At 38.5% G+C, this 20,196-nt stretch carries 16 protein-coding genes and 1 other RNA gene; 13 read left to right on the top strand and 4 right to left on the bottom strand.

Annotated elements, in window-relative coordinates; all coding sequences use genetic code 11:
* Positions 1 to 329: 329 nt before the first annotated feature.
* Both serA and BKP57_RS04635 read right to left on the bottom strand, forming a co-directional pair.
* Positions 330 to 1,916, bottom strand: a complete 1,587-nt coding sequence (serA, locus tag BKP57_RS04640; RefSeq protein ID WP_050350130.1) for a phosphoglycerate dehydrogenase — start codon at positions 1,914 to 1,916, stop codon at positions 330 to 332.
* 189 nt (positions 1,917 to 2,105) lie between these two features.
* Positions 2,106 to 3,260, bottom strand: a complete 1,155-nt coding sequence (locus tag BKP57_RS04635; RefSeq protein WP_050350131.1) for a pyridoxal-phosphate-dependent aminotransferase family protein — start codon at positions 3,258 to 3,260, stop codon at positions 2,106 to 2,108.
* Between the two features lie 405 nt (positions 3,261 to 3,665).
* On the opposite strand from BKP57_RS04635, the gene BKP57_RS04630 reads away from it, so the two are divergent.
* From BKP57_RS04630 to ssrS, 5 genes are all read left to right on the top strand, one after another.
* A complete protein-coding gene (locus BKP57_RS04630) occupies positions 3,666 to 4,433 on the top strand; it encodes an HAD-IIB family hydrolase (protein WP_050350132.1) in 768 nt (255 codons plus the stop codon).
* A 110-nt stretch (positions 4,434 to 4,543) separates the two neighbouring features.
* Positions 4,544 to 5,242, top strand: coding sequence for a CBS domain-containing protein (locus BKP57_RS04625; RefSeq protein ID WP_050350133.1), 699 nt, complete (start codon positions 4,544 to 4,546; stop codon positions 5,240 to 5,242).
* Positions 5,243 to 5,546: 304 nt separating this feature from the next.
* Positions 5,547 to 6,161 carry a 3'-5' exonuclease gene (locus BKP57_RS04620; protein ID WP_050350134.1) on the top strand — a complete coding sequence of 205 codons (615 nt, stop codon included), beginning with the start codon at positions 5,547 to 5,549 and terminating at the stop codon, positions 6,159 to 6,161.
* 91 nt (positions 6,162 to 6,252) lie between these two features.
* Positions 6,253 to 6,393, top strand: a complete 141-nt coding sequence (gene sspL / locus BKP57_RS04615; protein ID WP_072741066.1) for a small, acid-soluble spore protein L — start codon at positions 6,253 to 6,255, stop codon at positions 6,391 to 6,393.
* A 239-nt stretch (positions 6,394 to 6,632) separates the two neighbouring features.
* Positions 6,633 to 6,816: non-coding RNA, 6S RNA (gene ssrS, locus BKP57_RS04610), on the top strand.
* 274 nt (positions 6,817 to 7,090) lie between these two features.
* On the opposite strand, the gene BKP57_RS04605 is transcribed toward ssrS, so the two are convergent.
* Positions 7,091 to 7,984 carry a LysR family transcriptional regulator gene (locus tag BKP57_RS04605; protein WP_050350135.1) on the bottom strand — a complete coding sequence of 298 codons (894 nt, stop codon included), beginning with the start codon at positions 7,982 to 7,984 and terminating at the stop codon, positions 7,091 to 7,093.
* A gap of 249 nt (positions 7,985 to 8,233) precedes the next feature.
* Between BKP57_RS04605 and hutG the strand changes: the two genes are divergently transcribed.
* From hutG to BKP57_RS04565, 8 genes are all read left to right on the top strand, one after another.
* Positions 8,234 to 9,190, top strand: a complete 957-nt coding sequence (hutG, locus tag BKP57_RS04600; RefSeq protein ID WP_050350439.1) for a formimidoylglutamase — start codon at positions 8,234 to 8,236, stop codon at positions 9,188 to 9,190.
* A 105-nt stretch (positions 9,191 to 9,295) separates the two neighbouring features.
* On the top strand, positions 9,296 to 10,954 hold the full coding sequence (hutU, locus tag BKP57_RS04595; RefSeq protein ID WP_072741065.1) for a urocanate hydratase: 1,659 nt from the start codon (positions 9,296 to 9,298) through the stop codon (positions 10,952 to 10,954).
* Positions 10,955 to 11,253: 299 nt separating this feature from the next.
* Positions 11,254 to 12,534, top strand: coding sequence for an imidazolonepropionase (gene hutI, locus BKP57_RS04590; protein ID WP_072741064.1), 1,281 nt, complete (start codon positions 11,254 to 11,256; stop codon positions 12,532 to 12,534).
* A gap of 195 nt (positions 12,535 to 12,729) precedes the next feature.
* On the top strand, positions 12,730 to 13,167 hold the full coding sequence (gene hutP, locus BKP57_RS04585) for a histidine utilization transcription antiterminator HutP (RefSeq protein ID WP_050350138.1): 438 nt from the start codon (positions 12,730 to 12,732) through the stop codon (positions 13,165 to 13,167).
* 33 nt (positions 13,168 to 13,200) lie between these two features.
* Positions 13,201 to 13,503, top strand: a complete 303-nt coding sequence (locus tag BKP57_RS04580; protein WP_156875272.1) for a hypothetical protein — start codon at positions 13,201 to 13,203, stop codon at positions 13,501 to 13,503.
* 27 nt (positions 13,504 to 13,530) lie between these two features.
* Positions 13,531 to 15,012, top strand: coding sequence for a histidine ammonia-lyase (gene hutH, locus BKP57_RS04575; RefSeq protein ID WP_050350139.1), 1,482 nt, complete (start codon positions 13,531 to 13,533; stop codon positions 15,010 to 15,012).
* A 903-nt stretch (positions 15,013 to 15,915) separates the two neighbouring features.
* Positions 15,916 to 16,902 (top strand): NAD(P)H-dependent flavin oxidoreductase, encoded by a 987-nt coding sequence (locus BKP57_RS04570; protein WP_050350140.1) that lies wholly within the window; start codon positions 15,916 to 15,918, stop codon positions 16,900 to 16,902.
* Positions 16,903 to 16,930: 28 nt separating this feature from the next.
* Complete coding sequence (locus tag BKP57_RS04565) at positions 16,931 to 18,520, top strand: long-chain-fatty-acid--CoA ligase (protein ID WP_050350141.1); 1,590 nt, start codon at positions 16,931 to 16,933, stop codon at positions 18,518 to 18,520.
* A 653-nt stretch (positions 18,521 to 19,173) separates the two neighbouring features.
* Here BKP57_RS04565 and BKP57_RS04560 read toward each other — a convergent pair.
* Positions 19,174 to 20,079, bottom strand: coding sequence for a glutamate biosynthesis transcriptional regulator GltC (locus BKP57_RS04560; protein WP_072741062.1), 906 nt, complete (start codon positions 20,077 to 20,079; stop codon positions 19,174 to 19,176).
* Between the last annotated feature and the right edge of the window lie 117 nt (positions 20,080 to 20,196).

Below are 20,196 nucleotides of genomic sequence, written 5' to 3'. Positions count from 1 at the left end.
TGATTAAAAAAACGAACCATAAACCGCTAATTGTGTATACGCAAGTTTTAGCGTAGTCAAAATATGTAGACTCCTGCGGAAACAGCGCTAGCTGAAGAACGTGCAGGAAAGCGAAGTATTTTGACATAGTGGTGATAGAAATTTTTTAATGTTAGAAAAACTTGGCTTGTCGCCAAGTCTTATGGCGGAAGCCTTTGTTTTTCTTATACTATAAACCAAAAAAACCTTATACTTTCCTATAGTGCAAATAAGCCGAACAATGATAAATAGATTGTTCGGCCTTTGCTATATAGTATTTGCTTATGTCCCAGCCCATCTAAATAAACCTTTTATAGATCTATAGAAATGGCATCATGAATTTCTTCTAGCTGCTTCAAAGCTTCCAGCACATTCTTTTCAATATGCCGGTCCACAGTCATCACCATAATGGCGTTGCCTCCAATATCCGCACGATCTACTTGCATAGTTGCAATATTAATATGCTTTGTAGCTAAGAAGCTACCCATTTTACCGATAACACCAGGTTGATCTTGGTGATGAATAACTAGAAGATGACCTTTTGGTGTTACATCAACGCTATAATGGTCTACTTTAACAATTCTTGGCCCTAACCCGTTAAGCAACGTTCCAGCCACACTTCTCTTTTTTGACTTGGTAACTATTTCGACTCGAATTAAATTCGTAAAGCCTTGTGTTGAAGAAGTTTTGTTTTCATGAATGGTTACGCCTCTTTTTTCCGCAAGATAAAGTGCATTTACATCATTCACATGGTCTCCCAAGTGGCGAGTTAACAGCCCTTTTACCGCATTTCGCGTAATTGGACCAATCTTTGTTTTAGCCACATCTCCAGAATAGTAAAGATTTATCTGTTCAACGGGCTCATCTGCTAAAAGTATAAGAAACTGACCAAGTTTTTCTGCTAAGAGGAAATAGGGTTCAATTTCACTTAAAGCTTCTCTTGGGATGGAAGGCAGATTGACCGGATTCCGAACTGCCTCCCCATGCACGTAGCGGATTACATCTTCACTCACATCAATAGCGACACTTTCCTGTGCTTCAATCGTACTTGCACCTAAGTGAGGGGTAGCAATTACTTCAGGTAATTCTAATAATTGGTGCTCATAAAATGGCTCTTCTTCAAACACGTCGAGAGCAGCTCCAGCTACTTTTTTAGCTTGGATTGCTTCATACAGTGCTTCCTCATCGATAATTCCGCCTCGGGCGCAATTAATAATCTGAACACCATCTTTCATCGCTTCGAAAGCCTGTTTGTTTAAAAGATGTCGTGTTTCTTTTAATAACGGTGTATGAATGGTAATAAAATCAGCATGCTGATACACGTCTTCAATGTTCCCTTTTTTAATTCCTAATTTATTTGCGTGATCTTCACTTAAAAACGGATCGTAAGCTATAATGTTCATACGCTGCCCCCTTGCTCGATAAGCAACTTCTGCGCCAATTCGACCAAGTCCGATAATACCTAATGTCTTATTTTTTAGTTCGATACCGATATATTTTTTTCGGTCCCATTGTCTGTTTTTGAGAGACAGATAAGCTTGTGGAATTTTTCTAGATAGAGCCATCATCATTGCCATCGTGTGTTCAGCAGCGGAATTCGTATTTCCGTTCGGTGCATTGATCACAATGATTCCATGCTCTGTAGCAGCATCTAAATCGATATTATCGACACCTACACCAGCTCTACCAATGATTTTTAAATTCGTTGCTTTCGTAATAAGATCACGGGTTACCTGTGTTTGACTTCGTACTAATAGTGCATCGTAATCGGAGATTCGTTCAAGCAGTTCTTGATTTGTCCATTCTGTCCCTAAATCAAGATGAATATCGTCTGATTCTAGTAATGGTGCAATTCCTTCTTCACTCAAAGGATCTGCTATTAATACTCTAAATCCCATCTCTCTTCCTCCCAATAGAATTCGTTTTACAATAGATGTGCTTCATTAACTCAAATAAAAAGATTGATAACTTCCAAGATATGATTACATCTTAGAAGAAATAAGTAGCTCTATAAAAATCGTTGTCGAATGTATTTATGAGATATATAAGAAATAGTCACTTTAATAGGTAGCAGAAATATAATAGCTTCAAAGCTTCATTTCTAAATAAGCGGTTTGCGCTGCTTTTACTCCTAAACCTAAATCAATTGTTTTGCCAATTTGCTGGAGGCCAATTTCAATAATGCCTATTACTTGTAATATATCAGCTGGAGAACAATAGCCCATATGACCAATTCGAAAAATTTGCCCTTTTAAATGTTGCTGCCCTCCAGCTAAGGTTAAGCCAAAATTCGTTTTGACAACTTTTCTTAATTCTTCAGCTGCAAAGTCGTCTGGTTTTACAGCAGTAACTGTAGGTGAAGCATGAACATCTGCCGTCAGTAATGGAATAGATAAAGCTTTAAAGGCTGCTCGAGTCATGACTTTCATTGTTTCATGGCGCTCGTAAATAGAATGAAGTCCTTCTGCGTCCATTAAAGCTAAAGCTTGTTTTAATCCTTGTAACAAAGAGACAGCCGGTGTAAATGGGGTTGAGTCTTTTTGAAGCTTATCACGATATTTTCGCATATCTAAGTAAAATCTGGCATGTGGATTTGCTTCAATGACTTTCCATGCGCGGTTACTGGCAGCTATAAAGGCAAGCCCTGCTGGCAGCATCATCGCCTTTTGCGAGCCTGTAACAACGATATCCAACCCCCATTCATCCATCTTTGTTTCGGTTCCTCCAATACAAGATACCCCATCGACAATGAATAATGCATCGGATTCACGGTGAACTACCTTAGCTAGTTCTTTAATGGGGTTTAAAACGGCTGTAGAAGTTTCACAAAAAGTCGCAAATACAGCTTTTACGTTGGGTAATTTTTGTAATAAAACTGCCAATTGTTCTGGTTCAGCACCCTCTCCCCAAGTGACCTCGTATTTATGTACTTTCATGTGATATTCATCACAAATTTTAGTAAAACGATCGCCGAATGCTCCTGTAACAATAATGAGTACTTCATCTCCGGGCTGAACGGCATTTATAACCGCGGTTTCCAGTGCTGCAGTACCACTTGCGGTATAAATCAATACATCTTCTTGTGTTCCGAAGATAGGCTTCAGTTTTTCTTTTACCGTGTTTATTAGTTCCTTCATTTCTTGCCCGCGATGACCAATCATTGGTTGAGACATTGCGCGTTGGACACTAGGCGGAATAGGTGTAGGTCCAGGAATTCGAAGTAGTTGTTTATCAGCTTGCATGGTTTTCTCCTTTCAAAATGGATAAATTCGTTGTGTTTTTTCTGAATAATAGTTTACAGCATAGCAGAACTTTGCATATTGTCAATAAATTTAAGCTATTTGTTAACTAAAATTATTGTTTTAGGATGATTTGTGCTAATTGCTAAAGTCGTATCTTAGGGATATGATATAGCTATGCAATATTTTTTTCGTTATATAGGACTATAAAATGAGGTGCTTGTGGATAACGAAATAACCGACTAGTCACGTCCGGCGCATGAGCCCAGCAACGATGCGACCTTAGAAATGCGCCCTACGATAAGTCATCATCGGTTCGTCTCCCATACTTACTTTATGCACTATTTTAGCTAGACGAATAAGAAGCTTCAAGCTTTTTTACAACAAATAGGCCGACGAGGTGTAACCATGAAATTTGTGTTTGATTTGGATGGAACAATTTGTTTTAAAGGAAAGCCTCTTTCTAATGGTATTGTCCAATGTTTAAAAGATTTGAATAAGGAAGATGTTATGTTTGCATCTGCCAGACCAATAAGGGATATGCTTCCCGTTTTACCGAAGGATTTTCATTCCTATACACTTATTGGCGGAAATGGGTCATTAATTTATAAAAACGGCAAGTTATTGTATGCACGAACATTTACTAAAGATCAACTCCAGACGGTTTTACAATTAATAGAGGAGCAAGAAGCTACCTTCCTCATTGATGGTGATTGGAATTATGCCTATACAGGACCAATAGATCACCCGATTGTTAATAATATCGATCAAGGGAAATTGGCACAGCAAGTCTCAGTTGAACAATTGTCATCTGTAGTGAAAGTATTAATCGTTACCATGAATGATTACGTCACATTTGTCGATCAATTACAACAATTGGATATAACGGTTCACGAACATTGTAACGAACGCTTAATTGACTTAAGCCCTAACCATATTCATAAATGGAATGCCTTACAAACATTAGGAATTACTGAGAACAGCTATATTGCTTTTGGAAATGATGCAAATGATATTTCCATGTTTCAGTATGCTGCTTATGCGGTGATGATTGATTACCATGATCGTTTAGCTCCATTTGCTGATGAGCAGATCGCTTATCAAACGAATGGGGAGCAGGCGATCGTGGATAAAATTCGAGCATTAGCACAAACAGGCATGCTTAAAACGAACTGATTATATATGGGCTGCTGGTTAATGGAGATTTGGGTTGTCCGTCTTTTTAATTCGTTTGATAATGGATACAATAAAAATAAAGTCGTATTTCATGTTGGGAGAAGGGACATATGTACAAAAACTCAGAACGGTTTTTAACCTCTTTTAATCGAATAGAAAAAATGCTTCGTTCGTTAATGATACATAAGAAAGATGCTAGCTTTTCCAAGGCAGTAAAGATTTTACGAAATTCAAACGCATTAGTACGTCAATATAGTGATGAGCTGCTTGAATTTGCGGAGCTTCGCAATGCAATCGTTCATAATAAAGTGGACATGTCCTATGCAATAGCAGAACCACACGATGAAATTGTTGAAAAAATAGAGGCTATTGAAGAGGAACTGCGAAAACCTAAGCTCGTTACTCCAACGTTTGAGAAGTATGTGTATTGCTTTCAAAGTGATAACGAATTAAGTAAATTATTAAAAGTAATCCATGAAAAGAAACTATCTAAGTTTCCTATTTATGAAAGCAAGACGTACCTGGGGTTACTTACACAAAAAGGAATTACCAATTGGCTGGCAAGTATTGGCCAGCGCGAGGAAACTCTTGAAAGTACCTATCAATTAAAGGATATTCTACCTTTTGAAAACAATGAAAATTCCCGATTTATTGCTCAAGATACAACGCTGTATGAGGCCATTGAATTATTTAAAGAGCACACAAGTAGAGGTAAGCGTTTAGAAGCGTTACTTATAACAACGGATGGGGAACCTTCTTCCCGTTTATTAGGAATTATAACAGCGTGGGATATATTAGAGATCTCGTAAAACGGATTTTTTAACAGAATAAGAAAGTATAAACTTAGGTGCTTATGGATAATGAAATAACCGAATAGTCACGTCCAGCTCATGAGCCCAGCAACGATGCGACTTTAGAAATGCGCCCTACGATAAGGCCTCATCGGTTCGTCGCCTCACCGTGATTCCTTTATCTTAGTTGATTCGTTCCATTCGCTATGTTGCTAAACGGGCGCCCCGCGCCTTTGTTCCACTTGGGTTTCAAAAGCTCCTAGACTTTTACCTTTTTTCTAATATGAACTACAAGATTTCAATCATAGAAAGTGGTGAATAAATGACATTCGTATCGATTGATTTTGAAACTGCAAATGAAAAACGGACAAGCCCTTGCGCAGTTGGTATTGTCGTCTCTAATGGACTACAAATAGTAGATGAATATTATAGCTTAATCAATCCACTTACAGATTTTCGAACAATGAATATGCAAATACATGGTATTACGCCAGAGCATGTCCGATATGCTCCAACGTTTTCTGATATTTGGCCAGTCCTCCAAACATATTTACAGCAAGGCATGGTTATTGCACACAATGCTAGCTTTGATATGAGTGTCTTAAGACATACATTAGATCATTTTCAATTAGCTTATCCAGATCTGGGTTATCTTTGCACAGTGATGCTTTCGAAACAACTATGGCCACAATTACATAATTACAAGTTAGATACTTTGGCAGCATACCATCAAATTCCTTTCGATCATCACCACGCTTTAGAAGACGCACGTGTAGCAGCGAAGCTTCTTTCAAAAGCGTTACACGAAAGTGGACAACATACGATCGAGGGGTTATTGACAGCTTACCAGATTCAAAGTGGCAAGATTTTTCAGCATGGCTATACACCGCCTAAGAAGAAGAAATCGCATCAACGTAAACGCATCTATCTTTCCTAAATGACCCACCTTTGTGTATTGTCCATATAAAGCAAAAAAGCTGCATATGAAATGGACTACTAGATCACAATAATGTATGGAGGTGTGGTCTATGAAAAGTGAAAATAATCCATATAGTAAGAAACGTATTCAAAGCAGTGTAAACCCTCAAGGCTTGACGGAGGATGAAAAAGATCAACGTCCGAAGTCACAGCTTGAAGATAGGGCAAAAAAGAAAAATACAAAAATTTAGAACAAGAGTTATGGGAGCATTATTTTCTGATGTGCGATTGGCGAAAACACTTGTTAAAATGAGATGGGGCGAGGCTTGCCAGAGTAAGAAAATAAATTCTGGTTCCTTTTTTTTAGTGTATGAATGCACATATGTACAAATGTGAACAGCTTATGAAAGACAAGTGTGCTTCTATGTAGAAATAGCTTCATTAGTTACCTTTCTTATTGAATTTTTATTGGATGGTGGTATAATAAATTTACAAGCTGCAATGTACGTATTTCATTAAGTTTTAACCTCTAATGAAGGAATAGGGAGTTTTATATCGGAGTTTTAATGTCGTGCCGTCTTTGAGCGGAAGACAGAACAGCTTCTGCAAACACCCACTTGGCGAAGTGGTGGTTTAAAACTTTTTATTACAAATACGGCAATTGTGGCCTGTAAAGCAAATAATCCAGTCGACCAGTTCTTTTTTAGGAACTGGTCGTTTTAATTTGGAAAAAATTTGATTAAGTGCTTATGGCGTATCGTTTTTTATATACGCCTTCATTCAGCCATTTACCTTTTATTTTCTCGTTAGATAGCTTTCCGTTAGCGGATGAGCAAACTAAGTTATTAGAGTGGTGGTATGAAATTTTACGCTTACGTTAGACAAAGTAACCAAGTTTACTCAACTATACAAGTTGTAGATAAGATGCTGATAGTATGGGGAAAATTGCTAATCTGATTCAGAGAAAAAGTTCTTAATTAAGTCGATAAAATGTACTACGATGGGCGGTAAATAATGATTTTTTTCATATGCGATGTAAACATGACGTGAGATGTTGGAATCAGATATCGATTTGATCTGATAGGTACCATTGATTTCATGCTTTACATAGGTTTCTGGTAGAATAGTAATTCCTAAACCCTCATCAACGAGCCGACAAGCCGTTTCAAATCGTTCAATTTCAAAAGCAAAAGCAGGAGTGATACCAGCTTTATTAAACGCATTTAAAATATCCGCGCGTGTTTGAAATCCTTCTTTGCAAATAATAAATGCTTCGTCTTGAAAATCCTTCATTTCTAAGGCTGTTTGCTTTTGCAATAATCGATGCTTCCTAGGTAGAATGGCAACTAATTGTTCTTCATAAATGGGAGTGGCTTCGATATCGTGACTCTTTACATATTGATTTGTTATCGCAAGGTGAATATCAAAATGATGTAAGGATTTTTCCACATCAGTAAGGCTTAAGACCTCGTGCAGCTTAATTTTTGCTTGAGGGTACGTTTTTCTAAATCGCTGGAGTATCTTTGGTACCCAAAAATTGGCTGATTCAATTAAGCCAATGGAAAGCTCCTGTGGTCCATGTTGTTTTAAGCGCTGTATTTCTTTGTTAACATGGTTGTAATGATGAAATAGTTTTTTGGCTTCTTGATAAACAATATATCCTTCTTTGGTAACTTCCAGACTCCTTGTATTTCTTTTTAGTAATTGCAGACCTGTATTTATTTCCAATTTTTTTATCGAAGCGCTTAATGATGGTTGGGAAACATGCAAAGCAGTTGCAGCTTTTGTAAACGTTCCATGCTCAACAACTGTAATAAAATAGATTAACTGTCTGAAATCCATATTTAGTCCTCCGATTTGATGTAAATTATTCCGAACCAATCGCTTTTTTTATCCTATATTTTCCGAAAAATGAAAGTTTTATTTAAGCGAGACTGCTATTAGTTTTGCCCTATCACAAAAAGCATTTATCAATTCAAGCTATAAATATATAGATAATATGTATTTGTAATTATATATTATCCTATTTAAAATAAAAATTAAAGGAAGTTTGTATTTTCGAAAAAATATGCCCTTTTAGAGGTGGTTGTTATTTATAAAGAACTTAATAAAGATATATGGACAGGAAGAATAGATAGTCTAGAAGAAGTTGATAGCTATCGAGTGCACCAAGTAATTAAGGAGAAACATGTTGACCGTTTGCCGGAAGTAAAAAAGGGCCTCTCAGTTGGATTAATTGGCTTTGAGTGTGATGAAGGTGTGCGGCGGAATAAAGGAAGAATTGGAGCCGCGAAAGGGCCGAATGAAATAAGAAAACGTTTATCCAGTCTGCCTTTTTATTTAGCGATTGATCAGGTAGTTGATGTTGGAAATGTAACTTGTTTAGAACACAAGATGGAAGAAGCTCAGCAAGTATTAGGCACTTGTGTATCTAAAATGCTAGATGAGCGATATGTACCGATTATCTTAGGGGGCGGGCATGAAACGTTTTACGGACACTATTTAGGAGTGCGCCAATTTATTCCTTCAAATGCTACATTAGGAATAATTAATATTGACGCCCATTTTGATTTACGAGATGAAGCTATTCCTTCTTCTGGAACAATGTTTAGACAAGTTTTACAACAGGATCAATATGCCGGTTACTTATGTTTAGGGATTCAGCCATTTGGCAATACACGAAGCCTTTTTCAAACAGCAGATGAGTATGGATGTACTTATTTGACGGAGGAGGAAGTTCAAAATAGCACACATACATTTCAGGTGATTGATAAATTCGCCAGTGAATTTGATTATCTCATTTTGACGCTTTGTATGGATGCTATAAAAGCTGCAGAAGCACCTGGGGTAAGTGCGCCATCTCCGTTTGGCTTAGATGCGAAGCTAGTACGTAGTCTGATTCGTTATATAGCGGGAAAGGAAAGATTGCTAAGTTTTGATATTTCCGAGACGAATCCGGTGTTAGATGAAAATGGCAAGACTACGAAACTAGCAGCTTATTATATAGCAGAATTTATGCAAGGGCTTACAAAAAGAGAGGAAATATAGACAAATAAAAGTCCCCTAAGTAAAACTGCATTACCTGCACAACTGATGGATGAGCACCATTTAGCTTTTGAATAAATAAATTTTAACATAAGGAGGCAGTTATATATGCAAGCTAAGTCTGCAATCAATATAGAGCAATATAAAGGAACACAGCTCCATACAAAAGGGTGGTTACAAGAAGCGGCTTTACGAATGCTGAACAATAATATAAGTCCAGAAGTAGCAGAAAATCCAGAGGAATTAGTTGTTTATGGGGGAATTGGAAAAGCGGCTAGAAACTGGGAATGTTATCAAGCGATTGTTCATGAGTTGAAACAATTAGAAGATGATGAAACTTTATTAATCCAATCGGGAAAGCCAGTTGCAGTATTTCGCACGCATAAAGATGCTCCAAGAGTATTGATTGCCAATTCTAATTTAGTTCCTAAATGGGCCAACTGGGCTCATTTTCATGAGCTCGATCAAAAGGGATTAATGATGTATGGGCAAATGACAGCTGGAAGTTGGATTTATATTGGTAGTCAAGGAATCGTGCAAGGAACATATGAAACTTTTGCTGAATGCGCGAGACAGCATTTTTCTGGAACGCTACAAGGAACAATTACAGTAACTGCAGGACTTGGTGGTATGGGTGGGGCTCAGCCTCTAGCAGTCACTTTGAATGAAGGAGTTTGTATCGCCATCGAAGTGGATCCAGTACGAATAAAACGTCGATTAGAGACGAAGTACTTAGACACCTCCACGGAGAGTCTAGATGAAGCAATACAGCTTGCAAAGGAAGCAAAAATGGAGGGGAAATCACTTTCCATTGGATTGTTAGGGAATGCTGCGGAGATTCTACCGGTTATGTTGGAAAAAGGATTTGTACCAGACGTTTTAACAGACCAAACTTCAGCTCATGATCCGCTTCACGGCTATGTACCAGTTGCTATGACACTAGAGAAAGCAACTGCATTGCGGAACAGCAATCCAGAAAACTACGTTGCGCAAGCTAAACAAAGTATTGCAAAACATGTGCAAGCCATGTTGGATATGCAACAACAAGGCGCAATTACTTTTGATTATGGAAATAACATTCGCCAAGTTGCTAAAGATGAAGGGATAGAAAATGCCTTCAATTTCCCAGGTTTTGTACCAGCTTATATTCGGCCTCAATTTTGTGAAGGTAAGGGTCCATTTCGTTGGGTAGCATTGTCTGGGGATCCAGAGGATATTTATAAAACAGATGAAGTTATTTTACGAGAATTTAGTTATAATGAATCACTTTGTAAATGGATTCGAATGGCGAAAGACAAAATTCAATTTCAAGGTCTTCCTTCTCGTATTTGTTGGCTTGGCTATGGTGAACGAGCGCGGTTTGGAAAAATTATTAATAACATGGTTGCAAATGGAGATTTAAAAGCACCAATCGTAATCGGTCGGGATCATTTAGATTCGGGTTCTGTGGCATCACCAAATCGGGAGACAGAATCTATGAAGGATGGTAGTGATGCGGTGGCGGATTGGCCGATTTTAAATGCATTGATTAATAGTGTTGGAGGAGCTAGCTGGGTAAGTGTGCATCATGGCGGAGGCGTTGGCATGGGGTATTCGCTACACGCAGGTATGGTTATTGTTGCTGATGGAACAAAGGACGCTGAAAAAAGACTAGAACGGGTATTAACGACAGACCCTGGAATGGGAGTCGTCCGTCATGTTGATGCGGGCTATGAACTTGCTGAAAAGACAGCGAAAGAAAAAGGGATTCATATACCAATGCTTTAGTTAAATAGCTTTTTAATAGTCTAGGAAATGACACGATGAATTATCCCGCATATAAGGTGCTGTAAGACTCCCATTTCAAGAATTGGCGAATCTATAATACAACAAGTCTATGTGGGAGATAACAGCACCTAAATGCCCTATTTCGTAAGCGGTCTTTAGGTCATACCCTTGGACTACAAACCCCCACTGCTGGAAGGTTCACTTTATAACACTTTTTACTTATAAAAACGTACCTTATTATCATTTCTAATTAACTTCATAGATTTTGAACGAATTTTTGGAATAAAGGAGCGTTATACATGTCAAATACTGTATTTGTAAAAAACGCAGCACAACTGATTACAATGCAAGGTCATTCGGAAAAATCCGCTAAGAGAGAAGCGATGCAAAACATAGGCTTGATTGAAAATGGAAGCGTACTAGCAAAGGATGGTAAAATTATCGCCGTAGGGTCAGAAGCAGAGATAAGAAATGCTTATCCTGAAATAGTTGTTATTGCGAAAGAAGTTAATGCAAAAGGAAAAACGGTTACTCCTGGTCTAATTGATCCACATACGCATCTCGTTCATGCTGGCACGAGAGAGAATGAATATGCAATGCGATTAAAAGGGAAAACGTATATGGATATTATGAATGCTGGCGGCGGTATTCATGCAACAACGGAGGCAACGCAAAAAGCTAGCTTTGAGCAACTATATCAAGAATCAAAAAAGAGATTGGATACATTTTTGCTAAACGGTGTAACAACAGTGGAAGCGAAAAGTGGTTATGGACTCACTACAGAGCACGAAATAAAGCAACTTGAAGTAGCAGAAAAGTTAAATCAGGATCATGTGGTGGATATTGTATCAACATTTATGGGAGCACATGCGGTTCCAATCTCAGAAAAGGATCAGCCAGAGGAGTTTGTTGATAAAGTAATCAACGAGATGCTTCCAGCAGTAGCTGAACGTCATTTAGCTAAATTTAATGATGTGTTCTGTGAGCGTGGAGTATTTACGCCTGAACAATCAAGGCGCATTTTAGAAGCTGGTAAACAATACGGGCTTATCCCTAAAATTCATGCTGATGAAATTGAACCATATGGCGGGGCTGAATTAGCTGCAGAAGTTGGTGCTATTTCTGCCGATCATTTACTAAAAGCGTCCGAAGCGGGAATTCAGCAAATGGCAGAAAAAGATGTTGTTGGCGTGCTACTTCCAGGTACTGCATTCTTTCTAATGGCTGAATTTGCTCAAGCACGGAAAATGATTGATAGCGGCGTTGCTGTTGCGTTATCGACAGATGCCAATCCAGGGTCTTCACCTACCCTGTCGTTGCAATTCATTATGAATTTAGGCTGTTTAAAGATGGGAATGACACCTGAGGAAGTAATAACAGCGACGACCATGAATGCTGCGCATGCCATTGGTAGTGCTCATGAAGTTGGCAGTCTTGAAGTCGGTAAAAAAGCGGATCTGACAATATTTGATGTCCCTAATTACTTAACCCTTTCATATCAATATGGGATGAATCATGTAGATACAGTGATTAAAAATGGGCAAATTGTTGTTGAACACAGGCATTTAGTAACGAGTTAATAAAGGTATTATGAAGAAAAAATGGAAGTAGAGATACAAAATCAGAAGCAGTAGGGACAGAGGCCTGAAGTCGTTATAATTCGAGTTACAGATAATATTCACAATGTTGACGAATGTTTTTAGCAGTACGTATACTAGGAGTAGTTAAATAGTGATTAGTGATTAGAAACTGTTTCGCATTTAGGAGCAAATAAGATGAACAATCAATTACGTATTGGAAAGATTGCGACTTTACTAGTTATGCTTGAAGAGGAAGAGCGTTCCTTTTTTGCACCTACCTTTGAAGCTGTTCAAGTTTGTGAAGGAAAGGTAGGCTCCATGGATTTGCAAAAGGTTATATCCGCTGTCGAAACTGCTGTCAAACGGAGCGGTCTTATTGAAGAAAAAGTGTATCGCGAAACCCACGCATTATACCATGCCATTTTGGAAGCGCTTGAAGGTGTTACAAGAGGACAGTGGGCGCTTGGAGAAATGATGCGCACCGTTGGCTTGCGTTTTGCTGTTGTTCGTGGAGAGCCATACCTTCACAAGCGGGAAGGTGAATGGTTAGCTGTGGCTTTCTATGGAACAATTGGTGCACCAATAAAAGGGTTAGAGCATGAAGCAATTGGTTTAGGAATCAATCATATTTAATCATTACCTAGAGTTGGTAGAAAATAGGAGGTGATGATGGCTATTTTGTATGCCATTATTACCTTCTTTTTTTGCACTATAGGAAAGTATAAGATTTTTTTGGTTTATAGTATAAGAAAAACAAAGGCTTCCGCCATAAGACTTGGCGACAAGCCAAGTTTTTCTAATGTTTATGAGAGAAACGTTTCCTTTTATCATGAGGTGGTTTTGAAATCTTCTGCCCAAGGCCATAGAAGATGCGACTTCAGCACCGTCGAGAGCCTTTATGCTAGAACGCTTTTTGGGATGCTAACGCACTTGCATTTTTGGGGTTGCTATACATTACCTAATGGATAGGAGATAGATGAAAAAGGGGGAATTTAGATGATTGAATTAACTGGTCATTCATTAACCATTGATGAAGTAAGGCGTGTCTGCCTTAATCTGGAAAAGGTAACCATATCCAATGAAAGTATGGAAAAAGTAAAAGCAAGTCGTGAAGGTGTTAATCAAATAGTAATGAATCATGAAACGGTATATGGAATAAATACAGGTTTTGGAAAATTTAGTGATGTCATAATTGATAATGGGGACGTCAGAGATTTACAGCTTAACTTAATCCGTTCTCATGCATGTGGCGTCGGGGAGCCATTTTCAGAAACAATTGCACGAGCTATGTTGCTGCTACGATTAAATGCATTGATTAAAGGTTTTTCTGGAGTTCGACCAGAGTTGGTCAAATTGCTAGCTGAACTTATTAACAAACAGGTACATCCTGTTATTCCGCAACAAGGATCTTTAGGAGCATCGGGGGATTTAGCACCTTTAGCTCATTTGGCTTTAGTCATGATTGGGGAAGGAAAAGTGTTTGGAGAGCATGGAGAAATAGTTGATACAAAAACGGTATTTTCGCAAAAAGAAATAACTCCAATTACGTTACAATCTAAGGAAGGCCTTGCCTTGATTAATGGTACACAGGCAATGGTTGCTGTAGGAATAATTAGCTATATCGAAGCAGAAAAATTAGCTTATGATAGTGAATGGATTGCCGCGATGACCATGGAGGGCTTGCAAGGCATTATTGATGCCTTTCATCCAGCTGTACATGAAGCGCGCGGTTATCCACAGCAAATAGCTGTAGCGAAGCGTATGAAAATGTGGCTTCAAGGGAGTGGACTTATTACTCATCAAGGCCAAAAGCGGGTGCAGGATGCTTATTCATTAAGATGCATCCCGCAAGTTCATGGTGCTTCATGGCAAGCGCTTGACTATGTGAAGGAAAAGCTGGAAATTGAAATTAATGCAGCGACAGATAACCCGTTAATTTTGCAAGAAGGGAAGCAAATTATTTCTGGTGGTAATTTCCATGGTCAACCAATTGCATTAGCAATGGATTTTTTAAAGATTGCGGTTGCAGAGCTTGCAAATATTTCTGAACGCAGAATTGAACGATTAGTCAATCCACAGTTAAATGATTTACCTGCGTTTTTAAGTCCTTCGCCAGGGTTGCAATCTGGAGCAATGATTATGCAATATGTGGCTGCATCGCTTGTGTCTGAAAATAAAACATTAGCCCATCCAGCTAGTGTAGATTCTATACCATCTTCTGCAAATCAGGAAGACCATGTAAGCATGGGGACGATTGGAGCCAGACACGCCAATATGATCATTCACAATATGAGGAAAGTGATCGCTATCGAATGTATATGTGCTCTTCAGGCTGTAGAATATAGAGGAATTGATAAAATGGCTCCTAAGCTAAGAGAGAAATGGGAGAAATATCGAGACATTGTACCGAGTATTACGAACGATCGCATATTTGCAGAAGATATAGATAGAATGTCGATAGCATTACAAAGTAATTAAGCCATTTCATATATAACCGAAGTGATAATGAGCTTCGGTTTTTCTTTATACATTTTCTAACCGTGAATGGCAGTTTATAAAGTGGCATGCTACATTCAACTTAAGCGTTCAAATGGTCGAAAACTTTGAACTCCTCCACACGATTGCTCGTCATCATTTTCTCTTATTGCTTGGTTCCTGTATCTCATCAGAGTTCTCTCTAATGAGCACTTTTGCTTAGCTCCTTGCTATTTAATGTTAAAAGAATGTTAAAAGATAGAATCGTAGTAGCCTCTGCAGGTATGATTCACGAACCAAGACGCCGGTATCAAGGGATATTGACTCACACTTTTTTTTACCGTATAACATCTCCTAAAGACTTTCCCTTACGAAACAGTGAAGAGGCTTTTGTTCTTGAAGTGAGATAGATCAGTCTACGAATTTATAGAGGAATTGCAGGAGTTTACTGGAAAATCGCCGAAGTTCACGAGCAATTCGCCGGAGTTTACAAGTAGGTTGCTTGAAGTTCACAACTTTTTCGCCGGAGTTCACAATTTACCGCTTATATAACTGGTAATAAGTTCAACCTTTCAACGTTGATAGTTGGCATATAGGAAGATAAGTGGAAGATTGAACTAGATCTGATTCCAAACTCTGTACATCCTAAGAGAACCCTCCCTCAATAAATGGAGAGATTAATTGTCAAAAAAATAAATTGGTGTACGTATTTAAAAGCAGAAATAAAAGCTATTTTAGTCTGAAGCTGGATTTCATTAACAGACGAGACTTGACAATTATTGGAATAATTATTAGAATTATCAGTAATTATACGTGGGATTTAGTCAAAAGAAAGTTGTGTTTTACGTAATTTGAAAACGATTACGTTTAGCAAAAATAAAACGAGACAAAGGGGTATTAGAGCATATGAACAATTCCAATGAAACAATGAACCAAATGAAGGAATCTATGCGTTTGCCAGTCATCATGGCACCAATGTTTTTAGTTTCCAATCCAAAAATGGTGACAGAGGCTTGTGCAGCAGGCATTGTAGGAACATTTCCAGCTTTAAATGCAAGAACGAAAGAAATATTGGAACAATGGATGGAGCAGATTACTAGCGAATTGGATGAAATGAAAAAGAACGATCCAAAGCAGCAAATTGCGCCCTGGGGAATTAATTTTATTACACACCGCTCGAACAAGCGGTATACAGAGGATTTACAGTTAATTGAAAAATATAAGCCGCCAATTGTAATTACTTCTTTGGGCGACCCTAGTCCGGTCGTGAAGATTGCGCATGAATACGGTGGGCTTGTTTTTTCAGATGTTATCAATATAAAGTTTGCAAAAAAAGCGATCGAGAAAGGTGCAGATGGGCTTGTATTAGTAGCAAGTGGAGCAGGTGGTCACGCAGGTGAATTAAATCCGATTTCATTTATTCATGAGGTAAGATCATTCTTTTCTGGTCCAATCATTTTGGCAGGGGGAATGTCAAAGGGAGAAGATATTTTAGCTTCGGAAATACTTGGAGCAGATTTTGTTTATATGGGAACACGGTTTATTCCGTCTGAAGAAAGCGCGGCATCACAAGAGTATAAGCAAATGATTGTTGAATCTGCAATTGAAGATATTATTTATACAGATGCTTTTAGCGGGGTAAACGCTAATTATCTTATCCCAAGTATTGCGAAGGCAGGTTTAGATCCCGCTAATTTACAAACGAAGCAGAAGATAGATTTTAATAAGCTCCAGACCGATGCAAAGGCTTGGAAGGATATTTGGGGAGCAGGGCAAGGGATTGGTCCAATTAAAGAAATACAACCTATTCATGCGATTGTAGATGAACTGGAAGCAGCATATGAGCAAGCGAAAATGAAGGTAAGACAGCGTAATGGGGTTTCTATGCAGTGAAAAATTTTACATACAAAGGGGCAGGATGATGCATTATCCACTTACACCTATCGATTGGAAACGAAGAGCAATAAAATACTATCCTAGTAAAGTAGCGGTAATCGATGAAGAAAAAACATTTACCTATGCACAGTTTGGAGAAAGAACCGACCGCTTATCACAGGCTTTGTTGAAAGCAGGCATTAATGAGGGAGAGCACGTAGCGGTTATGCTACCAAATACACATTATATGCTGGAATGTTTTTATGGTATTTGTCAAATGGGTGCGGTTATGGTCCCTCTGAATTATCGAATTTCATCTCAAGATATGGAATATATTATTAATCATAGTGATGCAAAGTTGTTAATTGTGGATGCAGCATTTACTTCTTCCATTCAAGAAATCCGGGCAAATTTGAATGTGGAGGAGATTGTAGTTGTAGCAGTTCCTGGTTATGAATGCAAGGTTCAAGGAATAGATTATGAAGATTTTATTCAACATGTGGATTCTGTGTCATTTTCACCTATTAATTTAGATGAAAACCAGTTATTAACGATTAATTATACAAGCGGTACAACGTCCAAGCCTAAAGGGGTGATGCAAACACATCGCAGTAATTATATGAATGCAGCCGATTTTATGTTCCATTTAGGGGTTCGACATCAGGATGTGTATTTGCATACGCTCCCAATGTTTCATGTGAATGGCTGGGGTGGCGTGTGGGCAATTACTGCTGTTGGAGGTGTCCATGTTTGCTTACGAAAAGTGGAACCGAAAGTGATTTTAGACCTATTTGAACAACAGCAAATAACGCTACTATGTGGCGCGCCTATAGTAATTAATATGCTTGTGAATGAGCCAAAAGTAAAAGAAATTGCTATTCAGGTAAAACCACGAATGGCTATAGCAGGTTCTCCTCCAGCATCAGCGTTAATTCAACAGGCTCAGGATCTGCTAGGCTTGGATATTGTGCATGTGTATGGTATGACAGAAACATCGCCATTTATTCTATACAATGAATGGAAGCCTTTATTTGATCAAGCGTCGGTGGAAAAACAAGCTGTCTTAAAGGCAAGGCAAGGGATTGAAATGGTATTTAATGGAGAAACGAAGGTTGTAAGTCAGGATGGTAAGGAAGTTGCATGGAACGGGGAAGAGCTTGGGGAAATTGTAACAAGAGGAAACGTTGTTATGAAAGGGTATTATAAAGATAGGGAGCAGACGCAAGCAGCATTTAGAGATGGCTGGTTTCATACAGGTGATTTAGCTGTTATCCATCCTGATGGTTATATTGAAATACGTGATCGAGCAAAAGATATCATTATCTCTGGAGGTGAAAATATTTCATCTACAGAAATTGAAGGAATCTTGTATAAGCATCCAGCTGTGTTAGAAGCAGCTGTCATTGCGGTGCCAGATGATAAATGGGGAGAGGTTCCATTAGCAATTATCGTTTTAAAGGAGAATTATCGTGTTACAGAAGAGGATGTGATCACGTATTGTCGCGACAATATGGCACATTTTAAAGCGCCAAAAAAAGTAGAGTTTGTAAACGAGTTACCAAAGACGGCAACAGGGAAATTACAGAAGTTTCGCTTACGTAAAATGTATTGGAATAGCGAAAAACAAGTAAATTGAATATGAATAGAAGATAGCATGACCGTGATGCTATGTAACCAAATGACGTGATCCAAAACCAAAAATATTCGAAATGGGCAACAACTCCATACAAAAGCTTCGTTTTATTCCGTATATAAAGTATTGTAAGACTCCCGCTTCAGGAGTAGGATAATCTGTACTGCAATAAGTCTGAGTGGGAGATAACAGCACCTAAATGCCAATTCTTTTAGAGACCTTTAGGTCATACCAATACGGTACTAACAAGCCGTGGGAGATGAATGAAAACCCCTGCTGATTGGTGATTCACTTTATATAAAAAGATGACAATCCAAACAGCCTTCCGATAGAGCAGGATGCTTTTCGTGGGAGGCTGCCTTTTTTAAAGAATAAGAAAGTATAAACTTAGATGCTTATGGATAATGAAATAACCGAATAGTCACGTCCAGCGCATGAGCCCAGCAACTAGGCGACTTTAGAAATGCGCCCTACGATAAGGCCTCATCGGTTCGTCGCTAAGGGGAAGGCCGACTAAAAACGGGCTTGCCGCTCAGGCGTGGGCATACCCCTGTTTTTAGTGGCATGATTCCTAAATCTTTAGTTGATTCGTTCCATTCGCTACGTTGCTAAACGGGCGCCCCGCGCCTTTGTTCGTTTACGAGAATGGATAGAAATTAATGACTAAAGAAGTTTAACCTGGAAAAGAATTGCAGTAAAAATTGATAAAAAATTTCTTCCGTTGGCAATAATTGTCGCTGCGCCGGAGTGATGACACCAACTGTTCGAGTAATATTATTTTCGGATAATGGAATGGTAACTGTTGAACGCGGTGTATTATCAATTAATGTAACTTCTGGCATCAGAGCGATTCCAAGACCAGCAGAAACTAAGCCTTTTAAAGCGTCTGTATCATCCCCCTCAAAGCCAATCGCGGGAGAAAACCCATGTGCGTGGCAAGCATGTTCTACTATATCCCTTAATACAAATCCCTCTGGCAAAACAATAAACGGCTCATCCTTTAATTCCCTAAGTCGAATAGAAGTCTTGTTCGCTAACGGGTGATGTAGTGGTAACAGTGCTACCATTTTTTCTGTAAATAAAGCCTTCCGATGAAACTTTTTATTTTCCTTAGGTAATGGTCCAATTAACGCTAAATTAAAGTCGCCATCTATAATTCCATGCATTAACTCAGGATAGAGTGCCTGTTTAAGTTGGAATTTCGCTTCCGGATACTCTGTTCGAAATGCATGAATGACTGTGGGTAATGTATAAGCTGCAAGACTAATTGGGTAGGCGATACGAATGGTACCTTTTTTTGGATCTAAATATTCTTCCACTTCTCTTGTGGCATGATTAATAACGTTCATAGCCTGCTTCATTCGTTCATGAAAAATTCTACCGATTGGAGTCAATTTTATTTGTCTGCTTTCTCTGACAAATAAATCCGCACCTAACTCAGCTTCTAAATTAGCAATTTGTCTGCTGACAGAAGATTGGGCAACATGCAGCGCTGTTGCAGCTTCTGTAACGTGTTCTCTTGAAGCTACTTCCATGAAATAACGTATTTGCCTCAGTTCCATTTTAAGTCCATCTCCTCATCCATGCATATAACGCATTGATTTTATCGTTTCTTTATATTGATTCGATGCTTTGTTTAATTATAAAATATTCCTTATAAGGAAATCTACTATATTTTG

The organism is Virgibacillus sp. 6R (genome assembly GCF_001895305.1).
Lineage (GTDB): Bacteria > Bacillota > Bacilli > Bacillales > Amphibacillaceae > Virgibacillus > Virgibacillus pantothenticus.
Note: the sequence above shows the minus strand (reverse complement) of the source record. Positions and strands in the feature narration are given on the sequence as shown.

Bases quoted from the DNA above. Each gene is read 5' to 3' on its own strand.
- serA (WP_050350130.1), bottom strand. From the start codon at position 1,916: ATGGGATTTAGAGTATTAATAGCAGATCCTTTGAGTGAAGAAGGAATT.
- BKP57_RS04635 (WP_050350131.1), bottom strand. From the start codon at position 3,260: ATGCAAGCTGATAAACAACTACTTCGAATTCCTGGACCTACACCTATT.
- BKP57_RS04630 (WP_050350132.1), top strand. From the start codon at position 3,666: ATGAAATTTGTGTTTGATTTGGATGGAACAATTTGTTTTAAAGGAAAG.
- BKP57_RS04625 (WP_050350133.1), top strand. From the start codon at position 4,544: ATGTACAAAAACTCAGAACGGTTTTTAACCTCTTTTAATCGAATAGAA.
- BKP57_RS04620 (WP_050350134.1), top strand. From the start codon at position 5,547: ATGACATTCGTATCGATTGATTTTGAAACTGCAAATGAAAAACGGACA.
- sspL (WP_072741066.1), top strand. From the start codon at position 6,253: ATGAAAAGTGAAAATAATCCATATAGTAAGAAACGTATTCAAAGCAGT.
- BKP57_RS04605 (WP_050350135.1), bottom strand. From the start codon at position 7,984: ATGGATTTCAGACAGTTAATCTATTTTATTACAGTTGTTGAGCATGGA.
- hutU (WP_072741065.1), top strand. From the start codon at position 9,296: ATGCAAGCTAAGTCTGCAATCAATATAGAGCAATATAAAGGAACACAG.
- hutI (WP_072741064.1), top strand. From the start codon at position 11,254: ATGTCAAATACTGTATTTGTAAAAAACGCAGCACAACTGATTACAATG.
- hutP (WP_050350138.1), top strand. From the start codon at position 12,730: ATGAACAATCAATTACGTATTGGAAAGATTGCGACTTTACTAGTTATG.
- BKP57_RS04580 (WP_156875272.1), top strand. From the start codon at position 13,201: ATGATGGCTATTTTGTATGCCATTATTACCTTCTTTTTTTGCACTATA.
- hutH (WP_050350139.1), top strand. From the start codon at position 13,531: ATGATTGAATTAACTGGTCATTCATTAACCATTGATGAAGTAAGGCGT.
- BKP57_RS04570 (WP_050350140.1), top strand. From the start codon at position 15,916: ATGAACAATTCCAATGAAACAATGAACCAAATGAAGGAATCTATGCGT.
- BKP57_RS04565 (WP_050350141.1), top strand. From the start codon at position 16,931: ATGCATTATCCACTTACACCTATCGATTGGAAACGAAGAGCAATAAAA.
- BKP57_RS04560 (WP_072741062.1), bottom strand. From the start codon at position 20,079: ATGGAACTGAGGCAAATACGTTATTTCATGGAAGTAGCTTCAAGAGAA.